The organism is Desulfonatronum thiodismutans, from assembly GCF_000717475.1.
GTDB lineage: Bacteria > Desulfobacterota > Desulfovibrionia > Desulfovibrionales > Desulfonatronaceae > Desulfonatronum > Desulfonatronum thiodismutans.
Genome location: NZ_JPIK01000025.1, coordinates 55975 through 77559 on the forward strand (window position 1 = coordinate 55975; position 21585 = coordinate 77559).

Genomic DNA, 21585 nt, shown 5'->3' on the forward strand with positions numbered 1-21585 from the left:
GGGGGCCGATCATGGCCAAGACGGCCTCCCAGACCCGGACAAAGGGCCCAGCCAAAAAGCAGACCCAGGACAAGGCCCAGGACAAGGCCCAGGACTGGGCCCCACGGGTTGTCCCGGATTTGTTCCGGATTCCGGGCCAGGAACGGGTGGTATCTATCCTGGCCCGCTTGCTTTCCCGGCCACCACGAGTGCTTCTTTTGGAAGGCGGAACCGCCGAAGAGCGTGAAAAGCTCGGGCTGTACTGGACGGCTCTGCTTAATTGTTTGGCGCTCCCGCCGTCCTCCTCCCTCCCTCCCTCTCATTGCGATCCTTCGTTAGCTTTGCCCGGCGGGCCGGGGCCTTGTGAGCAGTGCCCCGCGTGCAGCCGGATTCGGGACGGCGTGTTTCTTGATCTGGTCTATCTGGACGGCAGGGAAGGGCGGATCGGCATCGATACGGTCCGGGAACTGCGCGGCCTGCTGGGCCAAGCGCCCCGGGACGCGAAGCGCCGGGTGGTGGTCCTGGGTGAGGCCCAGGAGCTGACCGAAGAGGCGGGCAACGCTCTGCTCAAGTCCATGGAAGATACTGAAACTCGCAACGCCTACGTCCTGCTGGCTCCTCAGCGGGAGCGCCTGTTGCGCACCCTGGTCTCCAGAAGCTGGGTGGCGACCCTTTCCTGGGATCTGGACGGGGTTCAGGATCGGGAAGGGGGGCCGGATCCGGAATGGGTCGAGGCCCTGGCTGGATTTCTGAAGACCGGCCGGGAATGGTTCGGCCGGACCATGGTCAAAGGTCAGGTGGATCGACCGCTGGCCTTTCATGTGATCCACGCTTGTCGCCGGGGGCTGATCCGGGCCTGCCAAGGCCGCCCGGATTCTTCCCTGGCCCAGGTCTTCCACGAACGAGGGAATCCCGCGGCCTGGCGGACCGTTGATCTGCGTTTGGACGAGGCTGAGCAGGCCCTGCGAACCCAGGTCGCCCCGACTTTGGTTCTGGACTGGTTGGCCGTGGGGCTGCGCGGAGCCTTGCGAGCACAACGCGGCTGAGCACGACTGGGTGATCTTTCCTGGTTTCGGGGAGAGGCTCCTGATGTGGCAAAAGCTGGTTGCGGGGTTGACATTGAAACTGCTTATCAGTAGTTACCCATCATCCAGCGTCACTGACTGAGCCCCATTGAAATTTTGTGGGCCGTGGCTTGGAATCTTCGCGAGCGTCCTCAACAAGCAAGGAGAATGAAGCCATGTTGCATCGTTTCCGGAAACAAAATGCCATGCCGGTCCAAGAGTGCCCTTCCTGTGCGCATCCCGCGCAGGGTGGCAATGGTGAGGACCAGACGCTGACCAAAGTAGCCAACGGATGTCGGTGCCGCATCCGACGGCACAGGGCTCACGGGGCCATCCGGCAGCGCCTGTTGGACCTGGGTTTTGTTCCCAATGCCGAGATTGAAATGATCCGTTGCGCCACGTTGGGTGACCCGCTGGAACTGCGGGTTGGTGACTACTACGTTACCCTGCGTAAGCGGGAGGCGGATTTGATCGACGTGCGGGCCGCCTAGTCGAGCATGGTCTCCCCGCATGAAAAAACGTGGCGAGTAATGCGGTTTTGAGTTGATCTTGAAAATCACTTTGGCAGTTAGTGGAAATTTATTGCCATTCCAAATATTTTCCTGAACAGACGCCCACTCTTGGGCTTTTGGGAAATGCACGATCTTTTGAAGGATAGCATGTCACCCGCCAAGAAAAACATCATGATCGGACTGGCCGGTCAGCAGAATGCCGGCAAGTCGACCATTTTCAACATGCTCACCGGGGCGAACCAGCATATCGCCAACTACCCCGGCGTGACCGTGGACAAGAAGGCCGGCAATTATCACGACGAATTGGGCCGGGTGGAGGTCGTGGACCTGCCCGGAACCTACAGCCTGACCTCATTTTCCCTGGAAGAGCGGGTGGCCCGAGATTTTTTGTTGCGGGAACGGCCCGACGCCATTCTCAATGTCATCGACGCTTCCAGTTTGCGCCGGGGTCTGTATTTTACCTTCCAGATTCTGGAAATGTCGTTTCCCGTGGTCATGGCTCTGAACATGGTAGACGTGGCCGAGGCCCAAGGACGTAAGATCGATCATGAAAAGCTGGGTCGGCTGCTGGGCATCGAGGTTGTGCCCACGGTGGGCCGCAAGGGCCGGGGCAAGCAGGAACTGCGTCCGGCCCTGCGCCGCGCGGCTCGCGAGGAACGGGGGGAGGATGAAGGATTTCAGGATCAGCACGGCTTGCGGATCAATTACGAAGAGTTGGAAGAACACATCGCCGCTGTCCACGAGCAACTTCTGGAGTCGGAAAATCTGGTCAAGGCCGTCCCTTTGCGCTGGATGGCGGTCAAGCTCCTGGAGGGCGACTCCGAGGCCCTGAAGCTGTTGCGGCGACACCATGCCCAGGCTGATGCCGTAATGGACGCGGTATCCGCGGCCACCGCCGCGTTTCAGGGGAAGATGGACATCACCCCGGCGGACTATATCGTCACCTGCCGGGACCGCTTGGCCGCCTCCCTGGTGGAGCAGTGCGTGGAGGTGACCAAGGCGGACACGGTGCGCTTTTCCGAAAAAATCGACCGGGTACTCCTGCACCGGGCCTTTGCCCCGATCTTTCTGGTGCTCACCGTCTACCTGATCTACGAGTTGTCCATCGTCCAGGGCTATAAGCTGACCTTCCTGACCTGGCCGGCCCTGGCCTGGGTGCGGACCTTCGTGGCCGGGCTCCTGCCTGATCCCGGGCTGCTCCACGACACCATCCTCCGCTCCATGTCACTATGGATGGTGGACAGCGTGAACACCCTGCTCAACTACGTGCCCATTTTCCTGATCCTTTTCGCCTTGATCGCGATCCTGGAAGACTCCGGATACATGGCCCGGATAGCCTTTATTCTGGATCGGGTCTTTCAGAGTTTCGGCCTGCACGGCCAGTCCACCCTGCCGTTCATCCTGGGCGGAGTGTTCACCGGCGGTTGCGCCGTGCCCGGGATCATGGCCACCAAGGGCATTCCGGACGAGCGTTCCCGTTTGGCCACGATTCTGACCGTGCCGTACATGAACTGCCTGGCCAAAATTCCGCTCTACACCCTGCTGGTCTCCATTTATTTCGCGGCCTACAAATCTTACCTGATGTTGTTCATCTCCACGATCACCATCATTATGGCCATGATCATCGCCAAACTGCTCACCTCTACCATCCTGCGCGGGCGGGAAACGGCCCCCTTTGTCATGGAGATGCCCAACTACCACATGCCCACGTTGATGGGAGTGCTGCGCCGCGCCGTTGATCGGACCTGGGTCTACATCAAAAAGGTGGGGACCATCGTGGTGGCCGTGGCCGTCGTGGTCTACGTTTTGTTGCAGTTCCCAGGACTGCCGACCGAACGCATGGCCTACTTTGACGGCCGCATGGACGAAGCCATCGCCACCTTTCGCGAGAACATCCAGGAGACGCCCTACGCGGAGATCCTGTCCGACGATCAGGCCGTGCTCAACCTGCTGAACATCGCCAACACCTACCGCGAGGCCAAACTGGCCGCTTCTACCCAGGAAGCCTCTTCCGCCGTGGACGACCGCTACGAGGCCCTGCATCCGGAAATTTTTCCTTTGTTGCGCCCCAGGGACGCGGATGCCCGCACCATCAGTCGGCACCTGCGCGGTTTGTCCACCGAACGATCCAACCTGCGCACGGCCATCCGCGAGGAAACCATTGTCTACAGTTACTTCGGCACCATGGGTCGGGCCCTGGAGCCGGTGACGCAGTATGCCGGGTTCGACTGGAAGATCAACGTGGCTCTGATCAGTTCCTTTGCTGCTCGGGAATCCAGCGTGGCCACATTGGGCGTCCTGTTTCAGGAAGGCGCCGACGAGTCGTTGTCTCTGGAAGAGCGCATGGAGCGGTCTGGTGAAGCCACCGGGTTCACCCCCCTGCATGCCTTTGCCCTGATTCTCTTTTTCGCCTTGTACCCTCCCTGCTTGGCCACCACGATCATGGTCAAGGTCCAGACCGGTTCCTACAAATGGATGCTCTTCTCGATCATCTTCCCAACGGTATTCGGCTTGGCCGTGGCCAGCGGGGTGTTCACCATCAGCACTTGGCTGGGCTTAAGCGGCATCCAGGCCATGGTCGGGTTCTACTTCCTGGCCCTGGGAACGGCCATCGGCCTGTCCTTTCTGCCTGATCCGGCCTGGAAAAAGCCAGCTACACCTTTCCCCCATGCTCCTAAGGAGGCCTGACCATGTTCTGGGAATACCTGATTCTGGGAGTTCTGTTGGCTTGGGCTGTCTTTTATATTTGGAAAACGTTTTTCAAAAAGAAAGGCTGCTCCTGCGAATCCTGCCCGTCGGCCTTGAAGTTGCCCGGTCAGGATGGGATTGGGGATTTGCGGGGGGAAGGGAAAGAGGAAAAGAGAGGGCTGAGGGAGAAGTGAAAGGGCTGAGGGATGAAACCTGAAACCTGAGGGGAAAAACGTTCTTGGTTCCTTGTTCTTCGTTCATCGATGAAAAAAATGTGATCTTGTGGAAATTGAAACGTGAGCCTGAATTCCAGCCACACCACGGCCCAATCCCCTCCTGGGAGGGGCCAAGGGTGGGTTCCCTCAGGATTCAGGATTCAGGTTTCATCCCTCAGCCCTCATCTCTCAATCCCTTCCTGGGAGGGGGTAGGGGTGGGGTCGGTTGGATTTATTTTTTAAACCATTTTCTGATTGTTGGAGGTTACTGACATGTTGCGACGCGGATTGATTTTGTTTGTTTTGGTGGGATTTCTGACGGTCGCGGGAACGGTCTCGGCGCATACGCCGCTGTTCTCCTGCTTCGACAACGCAGATGGGACGATTTATTGTGAAGGCGGGTTTTCCGACGGCTCCAGTGCCGCCGGGGTTCCGATCATTGTCAAGGACGCTTCCGGAGAGGTGATTTTGTCTCTCCAATTGTCAGGCAACAGCGATGTGGAGTTCGATAAACCCGAGGGAGAGTACTCCGTTATTTTCGACGGCGGCGAGGGACATGATATTTTGATCCCTGGTTCGCAGATTTTCGAGTAGGAAATGTCCGGGCCTCGGATGGAGTCCTTTGGCTCGGTTTTCATTGAGTTGTGTTGAGAAGGATTGTTGTTATTAACCTTATGTAAGCCTTATTATGGAGGAAGAAATGAAACGAGGATTTTTGCTTGCCGGCCTGTTGACCCTGTTTTTGAGTGCTCCGGCCCTGGCGCACTTCCAGATGCTCTACACCCCGGAAAGCGCCCTGGAGCAAGGCGGAGAGATGAGCTTGAAGCTGGTCTTCACCCATCCGTTTGACGGTGATCATATCATGGACATGGACCCGGTCCAGGAGTTCTATGTGGTGCATCAGCGCGGCGAGGAAGGTGAACCCCAGAAGACCGACCTGAAGGAATATCTCTCGGAGATCACCTGGAAGGGCCTGGACGACGCCGCGGGGAAGGCTTTTGACGCCAAGCTGCCGGCCCGCGTGGTTCGCTCCATGGGCGACTACGTTTTCGTGCTCGTACCGACTCCTTACTATGAAAAGGCTGATGAGGAATATATTCAGCAGTTCACCAAGATGATCGTGAACGTGGGCGGCATGCCCGGCAACTGGCATGAGCCTTTGGGCTTGCCCGCCGAAATCGTGCCCTTGAACAAGCCCTACGCCAATTGGACCGGCGGAGTGTTCACCGGCGTTGTCATGTCCAACGGCGAGCCGGTTCCGAACATCGAGGTCGAGGTCGAGTACCTGAACGTGGACGTGGACATTGCCGCCAACGCCTTTGTCGGCGAGCCCAAGATCGAGGCCCCGCATCCGGCCTTTGAAACCATGTCCGTGATGGCCAACGACAAGGGTGAATTCACCATCGGTCTGCCCAAGGCCGGCTGGTGGGGCATCGCCGTGCCGGACGTGGTCGAGTTGGAGCACGACGGCAAGGAAATGGTCCAGGAAGCCGTGCTTTGGATTCAGGTCACGGATATCCCGTAGGCCCCTCCTGAAACGCCCCGTCTTCATTGTACTTCACTTGCAGTGAGGTCATGGGGGCGGGGCGCTTGAGGTTTTCGGTTGCGCTGGAAGTGATGTTTCTGTAAGCATCTAAAACTTCGAGGCATTGTATCTTTTCAGGCTAACTCAGGAGGTGCGAAATGAACGAAATGATGCGCAGTGGATTGTGGTTGCTGGCTGGTGTCGTGATCGGCGCGGCCGGAGCCAGCCTCATGGCTCGGCAGGACAGCCCCTTGCGGGGGGCGGTGGTGGGCACCCTGGCCCAAGGTCTGGCCGTAAAGGACAAAATGTTGACGTCCCTGGAAAAGGCCAAGGAAAACGTGGAGGACCTGGTGGCCGAAGCCAAGCAGGCCAAACCTGTCGCTGTGGCGCAGGAAAAATCCAAATAATTATCTCCACCCTGGTCGCCTTCGGCCAGGGTGGCCTCTTGATTTTGGTTTTTCGCAACTACTCAGCACAGAGTAATACTGTTGCCGGGGTCGGAATTGGAATCGGGATCGGGAAAGAAAACACTGGGATGTGTTCAAAATTCTTCCTGTTCCGATACCGATACCGATAGCGACCCAGATTGCCGGAGCAAGAGCGGACATAAAGCTGGCTCCTGACTCCTGACTTCAAACTCCGAACCCTCACTTTCTCAGGATTTCTTCATGGGCAGACCTCCAAAACGCTTTCTGGTCGTACTTGTACACGCCTTGCCCGGTCGGTTTCGACTTCGTCTGGACCACGTTCCGGACCAAGCCACCATGGACATGATTCAGCGCGGCCTGACCGGTCATCATGGGGTGCTGGAAGCACGGATATCTTCACGTACGGGCAGTATTCTGGTTTTTCATGACCAAAGCGTCTCCCTGGAGGAACTGCTCGGCCTGTTTCAGGAACAGGGTCTGGCTTTGCGTGAGCTGAGCGAACTGCCGCAACCATCTTCCCCACGATCGGCCTTGAACGTGGCCGCCATTGAGTCATCCATCGAGTCATCCGGCCAACCCTCGTTTCTACGTTCCCTACCCTTCTCCGGACTGCTGCTGCGTCCCTTTTTGCCGCCCTGGGTCCGGTTGATCCTGGCGGCTCGTCGGGCCCTGCCTTTTTTGCTCAAGGGGCTGGCCTCCCTGTTGCGCGGGCGGCTGAACATCGACGTGCTGGACGGTCTGGCCATCGGCATATCCCTCGCCCGCCGGGATCTGCGCTCGGTGATGATCATCACTACGCTCCTGTCCTTGGGCGATTTCCTGGAGCAATGGACCCGCAAGCGCTCTCGGGAGCAGTTGGCCCAAGATCTGCTGCAACTGCCGCCCACGGTGTGGGTCAAGAACGGTGAAGAACTGGAAGAGCGACCCCTGGAGCAGGTCCGAGCCGGTGATTTGGTTGTTGTCCAGGCCGGTTCGCGGATCGCCGTGGACGGCGTTGTGGCTGAAGGCGAGGCCATGGTCAATCAGGCATCATTGACCGGAGAACCGCTGGCCGTGGCCAAGACTCGGGGCATTTCGGTTTTTGCCGGGACCGCGGTGGAGGAAGGGACCATCGTCATCCGGGCCGATCAGGTGGGCGACTCCACACGGGTTCACAAGATCGTCAAGATCCTTGAACAGTCCGAGCGACTCAAGGCGGGCTTGCAGGCCCGGGCCGAACAATGGGCCGACCGGGTCGTGCCGCTGACCCTGGGCCTCAGTCTGCTGACCTGGTTCCTGACCCGGAACCTGAACCGGGCCGTGTCCGTGCTGCTGGTGGATTTTTCCTGCGCAATAAAGCTTTCCACGCCGCTGACCATGCTCTCGGCCATGCGCGAGGCTTCCACCAAGGGCGTGCTGATCAAAGGCGGAAGATTTCTGGAAAAACTCGATCAGGCCGACACGTATGTTTTCGACAAAACCGGAACTTTGACCGAGGCCCATCCCCGTGGTCTGGAGGTAATCCCTTTCAACGGCCATGAAGCCCGCGAAGTCTTGCGCGTTGCGGCCTGTCTGGAGGAGCACTTCCCGCACCCTCTGGCCCGTGCCGTGGTGTCTATGGCGGACCGGGAAGGTCTGTCCCACAAGGAGGAGCATGCCGAGCTGGAATATATCCTGGCCCACGGGATCGCCTCCAAACTCAAGGGCCAACGTGTCTTGGTAGGCAGTCGGCATTTCCTCCAGGAGCATGGTAAAATTGAACTGGATCGGGCCGCCGATGCAGTGGCCCGGGCCGCGGAGCAGGGCTGTTCCGTGCTCTACGTAGGTATGGGCCAGGACCTGGCCGGGGTCATCCTTTTGGAGGACCCGGTGCGTCGGGACGCGCCCTTGTTCCTGCAACTGCTGCGGCAGGGCGGCGTCAAGCGGGTCTTGATGCTCACCGGAGACGGCGAGGAGAGTGCGGCCAGCGTGTCCCGGCGGCTGAACATCGACGAATTTCATTCCCAGTTGCTGCCCGAGGACAAGGTCCGCATTGTTCAGGATCTGCGTTCTTCTGGCCATGTCGTGGCCATGGTCGGGGACGGGATCAACGACACCCCGGCCCTGTCCGTGGCGGACGTGGGCGTTTCCATGAAGTCCGGGGCGGACATCGCCCATGAAGTTTGCGACGTCTTGTTGACCAATGCCGATTTGGACGGCATTCTCACCGCCAGGGCCATCTCGTCCCGGGCCATGTCCCGGTTGCGCTGGAACTATTCCGCGGCCGTGGGCATCAACGGCGCTCTGGTGCTCCTCGGGTTGGCCGGGCGGATTTCGCCCGCTGTATCGGCCCTGGTCCACAATCTGGCGACCATCCTGGTCACGGTGAACAGTCTGCGCCCCTACGATGACGGTATGCGGTAAGGGCGCGGCGCGCCGTGCCTCCAGTCCGTTGAAAAACTCCCAATTGCTGCGTCACTGCAAAAAGTTAAAATTCTCACGTATAAATAAATACGCTTCGACCTTGATCTTTTTTTGCTCCTTGCACTTGGGATTTTTGAACGGACTGTGGTGAAGGCCTTTCTCTTCACTTAGTTTAAGGATGGGCTTCACAAAAAACCGCTACCAAAGGAGGCAGTCACGATGTACGTCAATTCCATTCCCGGAAGACTCCGGATTCGTACCGAGGATCAGACCGCGTTACACCGTTTGACCGAGTCCGTCGCCAAACTGGGTGGCGTTTTTGATGTTCAACACAACCCACGGACCGGAAGCCTGTTGATCCATTACAAGGACGATCCCAAGGTCGAAGCCGCGTTGCTCAAGGCCCTGAAAAAGGTTCCCGGCTCGGAGGCCGCTTTGGAAGCCGCCTCCGCGCCCAAGGCCCCAAGCAAAACCTCAAACAAGGTCGCCAACATGACCATTGCCAAGAGAGGCATGCTCTCCAGCCTCGGCTTGGCCATGCTTTTCGCCATCATTGACAGGGAAGACGGGCACATCTTCACCGGCGCGATGTTTCTCGGATTCCTGAGTTACCATCTTTACGGGTATCGGAAGCGGGTGCTGGCGTAAGGGAAAAAGAAAGGGTTGAGGGATGAAACCTGAGACCTGAAGGCATAGGGCTGACACCTGAGACCTGAAGGGGTGAAAGAAGAAGGTGTGAAGGTGGGAAGGTGAAGAAATATGAGCGCGATGTCTCTGCTGTTCCCCTCCTGGGAGGGGCCAGGGGTGGGTTTCCTCAAATTTCAGGTCTCGTCCCTCAGCCCTCTTTTTTCAACCCCTAAAACGTGAACCAAAACAAAATGCATCTATCCGACCTTGCCGGACTTCGTCGTTACCTGACTGTCAAGCATCATATTCCCGGGCGCATTCGGCTGCTTTTCAGTCCGGCCCTTGTTTCCCGGCCCGAGGTTCGCGAGTTGGCGGCAGCGCATTCGGAACTGCCGCCGGGCGTGTTTTCCGTACGGGTCAACGTCCTGGCCCTATCCGTGATCATCGAATATGATCCGGAGCGCATCGCACCGACATTGTTGGATGAACTGCTCACTGCCGACGACGATCGAGTGGTGGCTGTTCTGCGCGAGTTGAGCGACACGTTGACGGCCTGATGCGCAACGCGGTTCTTCGATGAGCCGGATGAGCATTTGCTCAAAAACGTGAACAAGCATGACAAGTTTGAGAGAGCGTGCCATTGAAGTCATTCCCGCGCAGGCGGAAAGCCGGGTGCAATGGCATTTTTCAGAGTTTTAACCGCATTTTTGAACAATTACCCGGATTTTTCCAACAGTATTGCTACCAATGGACGCACAATCCGTCATTAATTCCCTGAACGCGAGTATTTCCGAGTTGCATAAGAAGGTCGACGACCAGGGACGTATCCTGGCTAAATTGACTATACTCCGAGCAAATATTGAGATTGATGGTCAGTCTTGTTACCTTTGTGACTATCACCGGGAGAAGCATCTGGAAGGCGCCATACGTGAGGCGATTCAGGTTTTGGAGCAGAGCAAGCGCAATTTTCGTTCCAGGCAACTTGAAACACTGCGTAAGCGCCTCCTGGAAGTGCTTCTGGACGCCGATTCCGAAGTACTGGAGAACATACCATGTCCCACGACTTTTCCGTCTCCACGGAGCTGATCTCCGGAGAATTGCGGATCAAAGCCCGCGGCGAGTTTGACCGCAAGGCCGCGCGAGTGTTGCTCGAATTGCTCCGAGACCATGAATCCGGGCAGGAGCGGGTGGTCATTGATACCAGGGAACTCTGGCGGGTTCATACTCTTGCTTGCACGCTTTTCAGGGAAGGGATGCACCAATGCCGACGCATCGGGCCCCGATTGATGTTCATTGGAAGCAAGGGACGAGCAATGGCCGGACGCCGGGAAGCGGTGATGCACGGCGAATATGGCGACGGGAGCCACGCATGACCAACAAGGGGGCGAGCCTTTCGGCCTGGGGCGGCAAACGACTTGTGGTTCTGGTCCTGATCCTGTTGCTGGTGGCCACGGTCTATTTTGGATCGGACGGTTCACGGGGGGGAACAGGCGGACCACCGCCAGGAGCGGCGGGAAGGGTCGCTTTGCTTCAGTTGACCGCCGAGCATTGCCCGGCCTGCCGAGACATGGAGCCGACTCTGGAGATGATCCGGCAAAGCCATGGAGAGCGAGTGTTTATCCGCCAAGTGGACGTTTTCCAGCGGGCCGGGACGGCCTCGGGCTACGGCGTGTCCACGATTCCGGCCCAGTTGTTCTTCGATCATCATGGCCGCGAGCGATATCGCCACGAAGGCGTGATGGACCGGGAGGCCGTGGTCAGGGTTCTTGACGAACTGTTGGCGGAACTGGACGGCTGAGCAGCGGAATTCCAACATCGATAAGATTACGGAGGTGGACGATGGTGAACAGACTCAGCGCCTTGGTGCGCCGGAGATGGAGCGGCTTCGTGGAGGAGGGCGTGTTTGGTTCCGGGCAGTCCGTTGAAGTCCGGGGCAGGGCTTCCGAGGAAGCCGGGCGGTCTCTTGAGTCCGGCAATGTTCGTCCCGACCTCAAGATTCGCTCCAGGGAGTATTGCCTAGCCGCGGAACCTGTGATGGTTTGGCCGGCCGATGCCTGCCGCGTGGTTCGGGAACTCAATGCCAGGGTAGCGGAATTGGAGGAGAGCAATGCCGCATTGCTGGCGAAATACGAGGCGACCCAGCCTCGTGTCACGCTGGACATACCCTCTGCCGTGAGAGACTTGTTCGACGAGGCCAGGTGCGTCGTTGATGATGCCAAGGCTCTCAAATGCGAGTTTTTGCGTACTGTGAATCATGAATTAAGAACCCCGCTTAATGGCGTAAAAGGCATGTTGCAGGTGCTGCGGGAGACGGACCTCAACCCAGAGCAACGTGAGTATGTCGATCATGGGCTGTCCTCATGCGAAATCCTGGACAGAGCGATCCGGGATATTTTAGATTACAACACATTGAATCCCAGTTGCGTCCAAATGGAGCGCAAACCATTAAATGTCGACGATATTTTGTGTGATATCGAGCAAGCATATGCTCCTGCCTGTGTGCGAAAGGGGTTGGATTTCTTGGTCAGTAAAGACGCATCCGTCAGAGGATTGTTTTTGGGAGACGCGGCGAGGTTGAAACAGATTTTCCGCCACCTGTTGGATAATGCCCTACGGTTTACTCCTTCAGGCGAGATTCGCGTTGAAGTCTCTTGTTTATCAGGGACAAAGAACGGTCGGGTCCGGGTCTGTCTGAGCGTTCATGATACGGGTATGGGAATTCCAGAGTGCTGCTTGGAACATATCCTCGATCCTTTTTGCCAAGTTGAGACCGGACTTACAAAGAATTTCTATGGTTGTGGCTTGGGGCTGGCCATGGTCAGGAAGCTGGTCGGGTTGATGGATGGGCAATTTCGGTTGGAGAGTCTTGAAGGGGCGTACACTTCGGCCTACTGCGTCTTGAGCCTGGAGCGGCTGCCCGGGGAGGACGACTGCTGAATCGTCGGGATGGGAAGATGAAAAAAAGTGAAAATTCTACTTGATAAAAAAAATCAATTTCTATATCTTCCTTCTCAAGCGGAAGCGAAAGCCCAGAAAAGTGGATTGAACCCTTATAGGAGATATCATCATGAATTCGACGTTTCGGATGCGGACCAGAAAAAGCATGGGCAACCTGCATGTGCGTTTGGAAGGTGTCTTTGACCCCAACTCCGCGACTTCCCTGGCTCTTGTCTTGCGCGAGGAAGCCACGGTATGCCGGAAGTTTTTCATCAACACCGAGGGCCTTGAGCGCGTGGAACCTCTGGGGGCCTCCACCTTGCGAACATTCATGAGGGAGTTCACGAAAAATTCCGCGGAGGACGCCAGTTCGCGGATCTACTTCAAGGGAAGGAACGGCGAACAGATCGCGATGGAAGGCCAGCGGGTTCTGCAAACCAAGCCGACCTCCGGATGCAAGTGCTCCGGGAAATGCAAGGTCTGCAAGTGCGCCCAGCGGATGGAAGGAAGTCCTCGCCGGTCATCTTGTCACGGATGATGTCCGGTCGATTCGATTGTTAAGAATGGATTTTTGTCGACGTTAATTGAAATCGAGTTTCAATTGCATTTTTAACTAGATTGGAGATTGCCATATGTGCGCGACCTTGATCGGCGGCATGGACCGCCTGAAACCGAATTATCTGCAGACCGCCAAAAAAGCCGGCATCAAGTTGAAAATTTTTACCGGCAAGGAAAACACGATTGCCTCTTCTTTGACCGATAGTGAAATGATCATCATCTTTACCAACAAGGTCTCCCACCAGGCCCGCAACGAGGCCATGCAAGTCGCCAAAACCCGGAATATCCCCGTGCACATGCTGCATTCCTGCGGCGTTTCCAGTCTGAAGAAATGTTTGCAGGGCACGGCATAATCAATGGTTTTCAAAACAATAGAGCAACAAAGGAGAATAAATCATGAGCAAGGTTTTAGTCGTGTACGGCTCCACCACGGGGAATACCGAGCATGTGGCCGAGGTGGTCGGAGAAGTGCTTCGGAAGTCGGGCAAAGAGGTCGTTGTCAAGAATGTTACGGATACCAAAGTCTCTGAGCTGGGGGACGGCTACGACATGACCCTGTTGGGGGTGTCTACCTGGGGGGACGAGGAGATTGAGTTTCAGGAGGATTTCGACTCGTTCTATCAGGATATGGACGACGCCAAGCTGGAGGGGAAGAAGGTCGCGCTGTTCGGTTGCGGGGACTCCAGCTACGAACATTTCTGCGGAGCCGTGGTGCTGTTGCGGCAAAAGGTGGAAGCCCTGTCCGCGGATCTGGTCAACGAGCCCCTGCTCATCGACGGCGATCCGTCCGTGGTGCGATCCGAGATCGAAGAATGGGCCGAGGAAGTCGGGAGAGCGGCGTGAAGAGAGGGCGGAGGGAAGAGAGAGGGTTGAGGGCTGAGACCTGAGGGTTGAGGGCTGAGACCTGAGGGGGTGTTCGTTGTTCTTCGTTGGAAAGCCAACCCATCCCTGGCTCCTGTAGAGTAGGGGAATGGAGCAGAGGCAAGCGCGATAATCAATCTCAGGTCTTAGGTCTCAGGTTTCAGCCCTATCTTTTGAACAAGGAACGACGAATAACACTACAGCGAAAGTTTGGGAGCAACCACGCATAATCACGACCATTGAAGTTCAATCAGATGACATTCTGGTATCTTGGGGGATATTTCTCTCGACCCTGATTACTCCATACGGTTTCCAAGGAAGGCCGTGTTGCATCTTGCTTCATTTCCCTGAAGGGGAGAAATCGTATAGCCGGTGGTTTTAACCACCGGGAGATGAAAATTACAGGGTGTGAGTCCTGAAGGGACGACATTTTATTCGGCATGAAATGTCGTCCCTTCGGGACTCAAGCCAATTATATCCCCCAACCCGGTGGTTGAAACCACCGGCTATACGATTAAATCCCTTCAGGATTCCTGAAACCTACTCGGTAACGTAGTGAACGAATACTCATTTCCGAAGTTACAAATTTAAAAAAAATGAACATGCCGAAGCTTCCTCGGACGGAGAAAACGGAAGTTTCGCTGTAGTGATAATTAACGTCAAACGACAAACAAACGGAGAACGCCATGATCGACCTGGATAAAGCACGTCAGGAGTACGCGGAGCGACGACAGGAGCTGGTTCGGATGCGGGAGCGGTGGGTTGAAGAGATGCGGGAATACTCGGAGTTTCTTCGGAACAGGGCTGAAAGAGATGGCGAAGGGGAGGCCGGGGGATGATTTCAGCTCCCGGCCTGGGCCAGGAGCTTGTTGAGCAGTTTCCTGATTTCCTGGATGGTGTACGGTTTGGCTATCGAGTCGACAAAGCCGTATTCTTGGAAATTCGCCATCACCGGGTCGCTGGAATAGCCGCTGGAGGCTACGATCTTGGCGGCGGGATCGAGCTTCAGGATTTCCCGGACCGCCTCCTTGCCGCCCATGCCGCCGGGAATAGTCAGGTCCATGATTACCGCGTCGAAAGGCAGACCTTCAAGCATGGCCTGTTTATACCGGGCCACGGCCTCCTCGCCGTCCTGGACCGAAACGGCCGTGTGTCCCAGGTGTTCCATCAGGTCCATGCTGATGTCCAGAATCATCACATCGTCGTCCATTACCAGGATGCGTCCTCCGGGACGGTCCGGATCGTCCTTTTCGGCGGCGCGGGGCGTCGGCGAGGCGGTGGGAACGGCGGGCAGGAAAACATGGAACGTCGTACTCTGTCCGGGCACGGATTCCACGGTGATGACCCCTCCGTGCCGCTTGATGATGGAATAGCTTGACGCCAGCCCGAGTCCCGAGCCGCGGGCCTTGGTGGTGAAATACGGATCGAAGATTTTGGTCAGGTGTTCCGGGGAAATACCGTGTCCCTGGTCGGTCACGGAAATTCGCGTGAACGGTCCGGCATCATGAATGGCCTCCGGGAGTTTTGGGGCGTCGATATTCGCCCCGGTCACGGTGACCAGTCCGCCTTGGGGCATGGCATGGTGGGCATTGAGCGCCAGGTTGTGAATAACCCGGCTGATTTGATCCGGATCGGCGTGGACGGGCCAGAGGTCGTCGGGGAGCTCGAAAACGCATTTGGCGTTGGTCCCGCGTAGGGCGAATTCGGACGATTCCCGCGCCAGTTCTCCCAGGGGCAGAATTTTCCGGATGGGGGTTCCGCCCTTGGCAAAGGTCAGCATCTGTTGGGTCAGGCCCTTGCCTCGGTAGGTGGCGTTTTCAGCCTCGCGAAGCTTGCGCTCGGCCTTGTCCGGTTCGGCCAGGGACAGCCGGGCCGAGGTAATGTTCCCCAGGATCGCGGTCAGGGTGTTGTTGAAGTCGTGGGCGATGCCTCCGGCCAGAACTCCCAGTGACTCCAGCTTTTCGGCCTTGAGGGCTTCGTCCTGGAGGCGTTGCTTTTCGGTTTCGTCCCGAAATGCCAGCACTACGCCGATCACCCGGCTTTCCCTGTCCCGGATCGGGGCCGCGTTGGACGTGATGATTCGTTGCTTTCCGTCCCTGGAAACAAGGTGGCCGGTGTCGCCCAACTGGCGAACGATTCCGTTCGCCAAGACTCCCCGGACCATATCCTCGACCTCTCCGAAACGATCATCCCGCACCTGGAGCACTTCGGGCAAGAGCCGTCCCTGGGCCTCGCTCTGGGACCAGCCGGTCAGCTCCTCGGCGGCCTTGTTCAGAAACAGCACCTGTCCTTCAGTATCCGCCGCGATCACGCCGTCGCCGATGGATCTCAGGGTCACGGCCAATCGCTCCGAGGCCAACTCCGCCGCCTCGGCCAAACGTTGCGCGTCCAGCCTGCTGTTTTCGGCATGGGTCAGAGCGCTTTTCAGGCTGGTTACCATCTCGGTGATGGCCTGCATCAACCGCCTTGCTTCTCCGTAAAAGCGCCCCGTGACTCGGGCGTTGAGGTCTCCGGCTGAGACCTTGTCCGCATAATCGGCCAGAATGCCCAAGGACCTGGTGAACACGACGGAGGCGAGCAGGGTCGCCGGCAGGATGAGAAGCAGGATGATCAGCGAAAACGAGATCACCTCAGTGCGCAGGACGCGCATTTCGGCCTGAATGTCGTCGATGTACAGGCCGGTGCCCAAAATCCAGCCCCAGGGTTCGAAGAGCAGAGCATAAGATTCCTTGAGGTGCCAGCCTTCCTCGTCCATGCCCTCGGAGTGCGGCCGGGGCCAGTTGTAGCTCACGAAGCCGTCTCCGGTCTTCGTGACAACCTCGACAATCGCCCAGGTGATGTTTTTTTCATGGGCAAAGTACTGTATCGGGCCGTTGATGCCGTACTGGATGCGCGTGACGCAGTAGTACATAGGGTTGTCGGGCAAAGCGTCTTCCAGTTCCGTAATGAAGGGATGCATGATAAGCCGAAGGTCAAGCGCGTCGTCGCTTCTGATCCAAAAATAACCGTCCCGTCCATAGCGAATGTGCCTGATCCGTTGCTTGGCTCGTTCCTGGGCGTCCTCAAGGGTCAATTCCCCGTCCCGTACCCGCTGCACGTACTCGTCGAGCAGGGAGTGGACCGAGTGCGCGACATGCATCAGCGCCTCCCTCCTGCCGTACAGCAACCGCTCCTGAATCAAGGGCACGAAATAGAACATAATAGTCCCCCAAAAAAAGAGGACGAGCGCCAGAATCAACCCGAAGGTCTTGGCGGGGATGGACAGGTTCAGGAGCTTGTTGAGCATGGAGTGTTTTCGATTCGAATAAAACGAATTTGGGTTCAAAGGACAACAGCATCAATCGAAGTCGCTATCGAAACCAGCCTGTTGTCATCGCGGCTTGAGACATGGTTTTTTGTGCCCGAGTTTGAGCACGATATCATGTTCATTACGGATGCGTCGTTCTGGGGAGCCGTCTCGACGTTTGGCGCCGAGACGGCTCCGTAAACAAACGAGATTGATCAGCCGTTCTTCATCCCCTGCACCAGCTTCTGCAGTTCCACGGCCTGCTGGGCCAGTTCGGAGATGGCCTGGGCCGACTGGTTCATGACCTCGCTGGTTTCCGAGGATATCCGGTTGATGTCCTCCACCCCGCGGTTGATCTCCTCGCTGGTGGCGGACTGTTGTTCCGCGGCCGTGGCAATGGAGCGGACCTGATCCGCGGCTTGCTCGGACAAGGCCAGAATTTCCCGGAGTGCGTCCCCGGACTGGTTGGCCAGCTTGGTGGCGTCGCCAATGGCGGCCACGGACTGGTCCATGCCCCGGATATTGGCCTGGGTGCCTTGTTGAATGGCGGAAATGGCCTCACCCACTTCCTTGGTGGCGTTCATGGTTTTTTCGGCCAGTTTGCGCACCTCGTCGGCTACCACGGCGAAACCGCGTCCGGCATCCCCGGCCCGGGCCGCCTCGATGGCCGCGTTCAGGGCCAGCAGGTTGGTCTGGTCGGCTATGTCCTCGATCACGGTCATGATCCGCCCGATCTGTTCGGCCTGGCGACCGAGCTGGTCCAGGTTGTTCTTCATATCCTGAGCCTGAGCCTGCACCGTGTTGATGGCCTTGACCGAGTCGCTGACCACTTTCGCGCCGTCCACGGCCTTGGTCCGGGCCTGGTCCGAGGCCTCGGCGGCCTGGGAGGCGTTTTTGGCCACTTCCAGCACCGTGGCGTTCATCTCCTCCATGGCCGTGGCCGTTTCGCCCGTGCGGCTCTTCTGCTCCTCCGCCCCCCGGCTGGCCTCTTCCACCTGGGCTGAAAGTTCTTCCGAGGCCGAGGTCATGCGTTCCACCACGCCTTCGATATTGGTCGCGGCCTGCAGCATGCCGTCGCGCTTGGCCGTTTCGGCCTGCGCCCGGGCTTCCTCGGCCTCCTGGGTGGCGACCTGGGCTTTTTCGGTTTCCTGGCGGGCCAGTTCAGACTGATGTTCGGCCTCCTTCATTTTCTCGATCAAGGATTGAACCATGGTCTGGATGTTCAAATTCAAGCGCCCGATCTCATCCATCTGGTTAATGCCGGACCGGGCCTGCAAGTCACCCTGGGCCACGGCTTCGGCATAGGCCATCAGGCGCCTGATCGGCCCGGTGATGACCCGGCTGATGAGCAGGGCCGCGACAACGCCCACGAACAGGAACACGGCCGAGGCCCAGGCTACGGAGCTTCTGAGCGCGTACACGTCGGCCAACACGTCGTCCCTCACGGCTCCCACGGCGATGGACCATTTCGTACCGGGAATGGGCGCAAAGCCAAAGAAGCGATCGTTGCCCGCGAAGTAGTATTCGTCGAAGCCGCGTTCGCCCTTTATCATGCGCTGCGTCATCTGGGCGAGGCGGGCATATTCGGGATTTGTCCTAGCTTCCTCGATGGAATTGAGCTGGTCGAGCACGAGTTGTCGGTTGTTGTGCGCGATGAGCGTGCCTTTGCCGTCGATGATGTAGGAATAACCCGTGCGGCCGTATTTGATCTCGTCCGTGATCAGGCTGAACATGGTAGCGCCGAGTCTGGCGAAAAGTACGGCCGCGATCTGTCCCCGCTCGTTCCGGATGGGCGCGGCCACGATCATCACCGGCTCGTTGGTCACCCGGCTGATGAGGACGTCCGAAGCCACGGCTTCACCGCCCAAGGCGACCCTGAAGTAGTCACGGTCACCGAGGTCGGCGGTCGATCCGTCCGAATAGCGCGCTTGCCCGTTCGGGGCGATGATGCCCATGACCAGATAGCCATGTCGTTTGTTCTCGTCCTCCAGGACTGGAGCCTGCTGGCTCCAGTCCATGGACCGGATGGCGTTCCTGTTGGCCACGCTCTGCACGGCCAGGAGGTGGTAGTCCAGGTGGCTGCGCACGAGCTTGGCACCCTCTTCGGCCATTGTCGGCATGTTTTCGTGTACGACATTGGTGACCGCGGTGGATGCCCTGTCGTAGGCGATGTAACCGAGGCCCCCGCAGACCAGGACAAGCAGAAGCGACAAACCGCCGATGAGTTTAGCGCCGATGGGAATGTTCTTCACATCTTTCTCCTTCGTGATTTTGGTCGGCCTTGCGTTGGCCATGGACAAGTTGATGGATTGTGACAGATTGTGACAATAATTGTTTCAATAGCACATGTGGAAATCGTGTACAGGCCGGATGATGTCCAATTTTTGCCTATTTTTGAAAGAGCAGGAGGCTTTTTCTTTCTGTCAGACTCGGACTTCGCGAGGGGAAGGCCGAGTTAGTGTGGGGTTTCTGATTATTGTTCACGAAGTCAATGTAATAGCGGGAAATTGTTCGGGGGCGGGAGTCGTGTCTCTGGGGTTTTTGCTCTTTTCGAACTTTGCCTGTCGCGGAGACAGATTGTGAGTCTGGTTATCAAGATTGTTGACAGGCAAGGCATCGCCGAGTAGGGAGAGCGGCCTGGTTTGGCTTTGGAAGCTCCGATTGGTTCCATGGCATGCCGGGTTGGGAAGAAGAGATTACATTTTCTGCCCGAAACGATTGATTGCACGCAGCATTCGCCGAATCGATCCGCCATTGAAGTCTGAATTTGGTTATAATGGTAATCGTCATCGAAATCTGGATTGGGAAGTCCGGCGGATCATGAATCAACCGCCATGCCGGTCTTCATGCCGATGTCGGTTTTTGAGCTTGTTCCGGGATGATCGATTCCCACAACACACAGCCGTATAAGGAGACATTGATGGTCACTGTCAGGAACGTATTGGGATGTGTCGTCGCGGCTTCGTTGCTGCTTTCCAGCATGGTCGTGTCCGCTTCGGGCAAAGATCCGGAGGATACGCTGGTCATGGCCAATTTTCGCGACCTGCGGGATCTGAATCCGCATTTGTACGGAGGTGAACTCTTTGCCCAGAATCTGCTGTTCGAAGGACTGATCTTCCTCAATGAAGAAGGAGAGCCCGAACCCTGGCTGGCCGAGAGCTGGGAAGTAAGCCCGGACGGCAAGGTGTACACCTTCAAGCTGCGTGAAGACGTGACGTTTTCAGACGGGGTCCGGTTCGACGCGCACGCGGCGAAAAAGAACTTCGACGCCGTGTTGGACAACGGGGCGCGGCACGGTTGGCTGGAGTCCGTGCGGATGATGATAGACATTGAGGAAACCGGGAAACAGAGCGTGCGCGTGAAGGACGACTTTACCTTGGAGATCGAGTTTTCCGCTCCCTATTACCCCTTTATCATTGAGCTGGGGGTCACCCGGCCGTTTCGGATGCTGTCTCCGGCCTGCTTCAAGGACGGGACGACCAAGAACGGGGTGGCCTGCCTGTCCGGCACCGGGAGCTATGTCCTGGAGATGAACAGGGTGGACGAGTATTCGGAATTCGTCCGCAACCCGAATTATTGGGGGGAGTCGCCGAGCATCGGGAAGATCGTCGCCAAGGTCATTCCGGACAATCAGGCCCGGCTGATGGCGCTGGACAACGGCGGGATCGACCTGCTCTACGGCCTGCAATTGATCAGTCCCCAGGCGTTCAAGCAGTTTTCCGAAAAAAAGGGCTTCGCGGGCGCACTGTCCGGGCCGGTTTCCACCCGGATGCTGGTGCTGAACACCACCAGCGAGAATCTCCGGGACGTCCGGGTTCGCCGGGCTCTTCAGCACCTGACCAGCAAGGAGCTGATCAGCGAGCGGATCATGCTGGGCCTGGAAGCGCCGGCCCTGACGCTGTTTTCCAGATCCATTCCCTATGCCGACATCGACCTTGAGCCCTATCAGTACGATCAATCCGCGGCCGAAAAGCTGCTGGACGAGGCCGGGTGGGTGAAGAGCGGCCAGGTTCGCTCGAAGGACGGGAAGCCGCTGGAGATCACTCTGACTTATGACACCAACAAGGTCATGGAGCGGACCATTGCGCAGTTCCTGCAAAGCGAGTGGAGCAAGGCCGGCGTCAAGCTGAATCTCGTGGGCGAGGAAGAACAGGCGCACCGGGATCGCCTGATGGCCGGCAATTTCGACATTTCCTTCAATATTTCCTGGGGCACGCCCTACGACCCGCAATCCTTCCTGAGCGGCATGCTCAAACCCGTGTACGGAGACTATGCCGCGCAACAGGGGCTGGAGGAAAAGCAACGGATCGACGAGACCATCCTCAAGGCCGTGGCCGCGGTGGACGAAGACGAGCGCCAGGCCCACTACACCTACATTCTGGAGACCCTGCACCGGGAGGCCGTGTATCTGCCCCTGACCTACGAGCGCAACAGGGCCATCTTCAATTCCAGGGTGGGCAACGTCGGCTTCAACCCCTCCCAGTTTGAAATCCCTCTGCAATTCATGACCTTGCAATAAGCAT

General features: G+C 57.7%; 19 protein-coding genes. 17 read left to right on the forward strand and 2 right to left on the reverse strand.

Annotated elements, in window-relative coordinates; genetic code table 11:
* The first annotated feature begins 11 nt into the window (after window positions 1–11).
* The 16 genes from GY33_RS0117570 to GY33_RS21295 all read left to right on the forward strand — a co-directional run bounded on the left by GY33_RS0117570 (window position 12) and on the right by GY33_RS21295 (window position 14615).
* Complete coding sequence (locus GY33_RS0117570; RefSeq protein WP_051822799.1) at window positions 12–1025, forward strand: hypothetical protein; 1014 nt, start codon at window positions 12–14, stop codon at window positions 1023–1025.
* 194 nt (window positions 1026–1219) lie between these two features.
* The gene (locus GY33_RS0117575; protein WP_200874891.1) at window positions 1220–1534 is read left to right on the forward strand and encodes a FeoA family protein; all 315 of its coding nucleotides are present in this window, start codon (window positions 1220–1222) and stop codon (window positions 1532–1534) included.
* 168 nt (window positions 1535–1702) lie between these two features.
* Window positions 1703–4243 (forward strand): ferrous iron transport protein B, encoded by a 2541-nt coding sequence (feoB, locus tag GY33_RS0117580; RefSeq protein WP_051822800.1) that lies wholly within the window; start codon window positions 1703–1705, stop codon window positions 4241–4243.
* A 488-nt stretch (window positions 4244–4731) separates the two neighbouring features.
* Window positions 4732–5052, forward strand: coding sequence for a hypothetical protein (locus GY33_RS0117590; protein ID WP_031388582.1), 321 nt, complete (start codon window positions 4732–4734; stop codon window positions 5050–5052).
* Between the two features lie 106 nt (window positions 5053–5158).
* Window positions 5159–5983, forward strand: a complete 825-nt coding sequence (locus GY33_RS0117595; RefSeq protein WP_031388583.1) for a DUF4198 domain-containing protein — start codon at window positions 5159–5161, stop codon at window positions 5981–5983.
* Between the two features lie 158 nt (window positions 5984–6141).
* Complete coding sequence (locus tag GY33_RS0117600; protein ID WP_051822801.1) at window positions 6142–6390, forward strand: hypothetical protein; 249 nt, start codon at window positions 6142–6144, stop codon at window positions 6388–6390.
* Between the two features lie 261 nt (window positions 6391–6651).
* Entirely contained in the window at window positions 6652–8793 is a 2142-nt protein-coding gene (locus tag GY33_RS0117605) for a heavy metal translocating P-type ATPase (RefSeq protein ID WP_035272613.1), read from the forward strand.
* Between the two features lie 219 nt (window positions 8794–9012).
* The gene (locus GY33_RS0117610; RefSeq protein WP_051822802.1) at window positions 9013–9441 is read left to right on the forward strand and encodes an HMA2 domain-containing protein; all 429 of its coding nucleotides are present in this window, start codon (window positions 9013–9015) and stop codon (window positions 9439–9441) included.
* Window positions 9442–9671: 230 nt separating this feature from the next.
* The gene (locus tag GY33_RS0117615; protein ID WP_031388587.1) at window positions 9672–9977 is read left to right on the forward strand and encodes an HMA2 domain-containing protein; all 306 of its coding nucleotides are present in this window, start codon (window positions 9672–9674) and stop codon (window positions 9975–9977) included.
* Between the two features lie 495 nt (window positions 9978–10472).
* Window positions 10473–10793 (forward strand): STAS domain-containing protein, encoded by a 321-nt coding sequence (locus GY33_RS21150; RefSeq protein ID WP_031388589.1) that lies wholly within the window; start codon window positions 10473–10475, stop codon window positions 10791–10793.
* Entirely contained in the window at window positions 10790–11218 is a 429-nt protein-coding gene (locus GY33_RS0117630) for a thioredoxin family protein (protein ID WP_051822803.1), read from the forward strand. Before GY33_RS21150 ends, GY33_RS0117630 begins: the two co-directional genes overlap by 4 nt.
* Window positions 11219–11454: 236 nt before the next feature.
* On the forward strand, window positions 11455–12357 hold the full coding sequence (locus tag GY33_RS0117635; RefSeq protein WP_161788503.1) for a sensor histidine kinase: 903 nt from the start codon (window positions 11455–11457) through the stop codon (window positions 12355–12357).
* A 130-nt stretch (window positions 12358–12487) separates the two neighbouring features.
* The gene (locus GY33_RS0117640; RefSeq protein ID WP_031388592.1) at window positions 12488–12895 is read left to right on the forward strand and encodes a hypothetical protein; all 408 of its coding nucleotides are present in this window, start codon (window positions 12488–12490) and stop codon (window positions 12893–12895) included.
* A gap of 94 nt (window positions 12896–12989) precedes the next feature.
* Window positions 12990–13268, forward strand: a complete 279-nt coding sequence (locus tag GY33_RS0117645) for a DUF2325 domain-containing protein (protein ID WP_031388593.1) — start codon at window positions 12990–12992, stop codon at window positions 13266–13268.
* Window positions 13269–13311: 43 nt separating this feature from the next.
* Window positions 13312–13758, forward strand: a complete 447-nt coding sequence (locus GY33_RS0117650) for a flavodoxin (protein WP_031388594.1) — start codon at window positions 13312–13314, stop codon at window positions 13756–13758.
* Between the two features lie 704 nt (window positions 13759–14462).
* On the forward strand, window positions 14463–14615 hold the full coding sequence (locus GY33_RS21295; RefSeq protein WP_153304594.1) for a hypothetical protein: 153 nt from the start codon (window positions 14463–14465) through the stop codon (window positions 14613–14615).
* A 2-nt stretch (window positions 14616–14617) separates the two neighbouring features.
* Here GY33_RS21295 and GY33_RS19420 read toward each other — a convergent pair whose 3' ends face one another.
* Together GY33_RS19420 and GY33_RS0117670 are read right to left on the reverse strand one after the other, a co-directional pair.
* Window positions 14618–17062, reverse strand: coding sequence for a cache domain-containing protein (locus GY33_RS19420; protein ID WP_051822804.1), 2445 nt, complete (start codon window positions 17060–17062; stop codon window positions 14618–14620).
* A gap of 215 nt (window positions 17063–17277) precedes the next feature.
* Window positions 17278–19314 (reverse strand): methyl-accepting chemotaxis protein, encoded by a 2037-nt coding sequence (locus tag GY33_RS0117670; protein ID WP_031388597.1) that lies wholly within the window; start codon window positions 19312–19314, stop codon window positions 17278–17280.
* A 668-nt stretch (window positions 19315–19982) separates the two neighbouring features.
* Between GY33_RS0117670 and nikA the strand changes: the two genes are divergently transcribed.
* Window positions 19983–21581 (forward strand): nickel ABC transporter substrate-binding protein, encoded by a 1599-nt coding sequence (gene nikA, locus GY33_RS0117675; protein ID WP_035272616.1) that lies wholly within the window; start codon window positions 19983–19985, stop codon window positions 21579–21581.
* The last annotated feature ends 4 nt before the right edge of the window (window positions 21582–21585 follow it).

Coding starts and splice junctions, on each gene's coding strand:
- GY33_RS0117570 (WP_051822799.1), top strand. CDS start 12: ATGGCCAAGACGGCCTCCCAGACCCGGACAAAGGGCCCAGCCAAAAAG.
- GY33_RS0117575 (WP_200874891.1), top strand. CDS start 1,220: ATGTTGCATCGTTTCCGGAAACAAAATGCCATGCCGGTCCAAGAGTGC.
- feoB (WP_051822800.1), top strand. CDS start 1,703: ATGTCACCCGCCAAGAAAAACATCATGATCGGACTGGCCGGTCAGCAG.
- GY33_RS0117590 (WP_031388582.1), top strand. CDS start 4,732: ATGTTGCGACGCGGATTGATTTTGTTTGTTTTGGTGGGATTTCTGACG.
- GY33_RS0117595 (WP_031388583.1), top strand. CDS start 5,159: ATGAAACGAGGATTTTTGCTTGCCGGCCTGTTGACCCTGTTTTTGAGT.
- GY33_RS0117600 (WP_051822801.1), top strand. CDS start 6,142: ATGAACGAAATGATGCGCAGTGGATTGTGGTTGCTGGCTGGTGTCGTG.
- GY33_RS0117605 (WP_035272613.1), top strand. CDS start 6,652: ATGGGCAGACCTCCAAAACGCTTTCTGGTCGTACTTGTACACGCCTTG.
- GY33_RS0117610 (WP_051822802.1), top strand. CDS start 9,013: ATGTACGTCAATTCCATTCCCGGAAGACTCCGGATTCGTACCGAGGAT.
- GY33_RS0117615 (WP_031388587.1), top strand. CDS start 9,672: ATGCATCTATCCGACCTTGCCGGACTTCGTCGTTACCTGACTGTCAAG.
- GY33_RS21150 (WP_031388589.1), top strand. CDS start 10,473: ATGTCCCACGACTTTTCCGTCTCCACGGAGCTGATCTCCGGAGAATTG.
- GY33_RS0117630 (WP_051822803.1), top strand. CDS start 10,790: ATGACCAACAAGGGGGCGAGCCTTTCGGCCTGGGGCGGCAAACGACTT.
- GY33_RS0117635 (WP_161788503.1), top strand. CDS start 11,455: ATGGTTTGGCCGGCCGATGCCTGCCGCGTGGTTCGGGAACTCAATGCC.
- GY33_RS0117640 (WP_031388592.1), top strand. CDS start 12,488: ATGAATTCGACGTTTCGGATGCGGACCAGAAAAAGCATGGGCAACCTG.
- GY33_RS0117645 (WP_031388593.1), top strand. CDS start 12,990: ATGTGCGCGACCTTGATCGGCGGCATGGACCGCCTGAAACCGAATTAT.
- GY33_RS0117650 (WP_031388594.1), top strand. CDS start 13,312: ATGAGCAAGGTTTTAGTCGTGTACGGCTCCACCACGGGGAATACCGAG.
- GY33_RS21295 (WP_153304594.1), top strand. CDS start 14,463: ATGATCGACCTGGATAAAGCACGTCAGGAGTACGCGGAGCGACGACAG.
- GY33_RS19420 (WP_051822804.1), bottom strand. CDS start 17,062: ATGCTCAACAAGCTCCTGAACCTGTCCATCCCCGCCAAGACCTTCGGG.
- nikA (WP_035272616.1), top strand. CDS start 19,983: ATGGTCACTGTCAGGAACGTATTGGGATGTGTCGTCGCGGCTTCGTTG.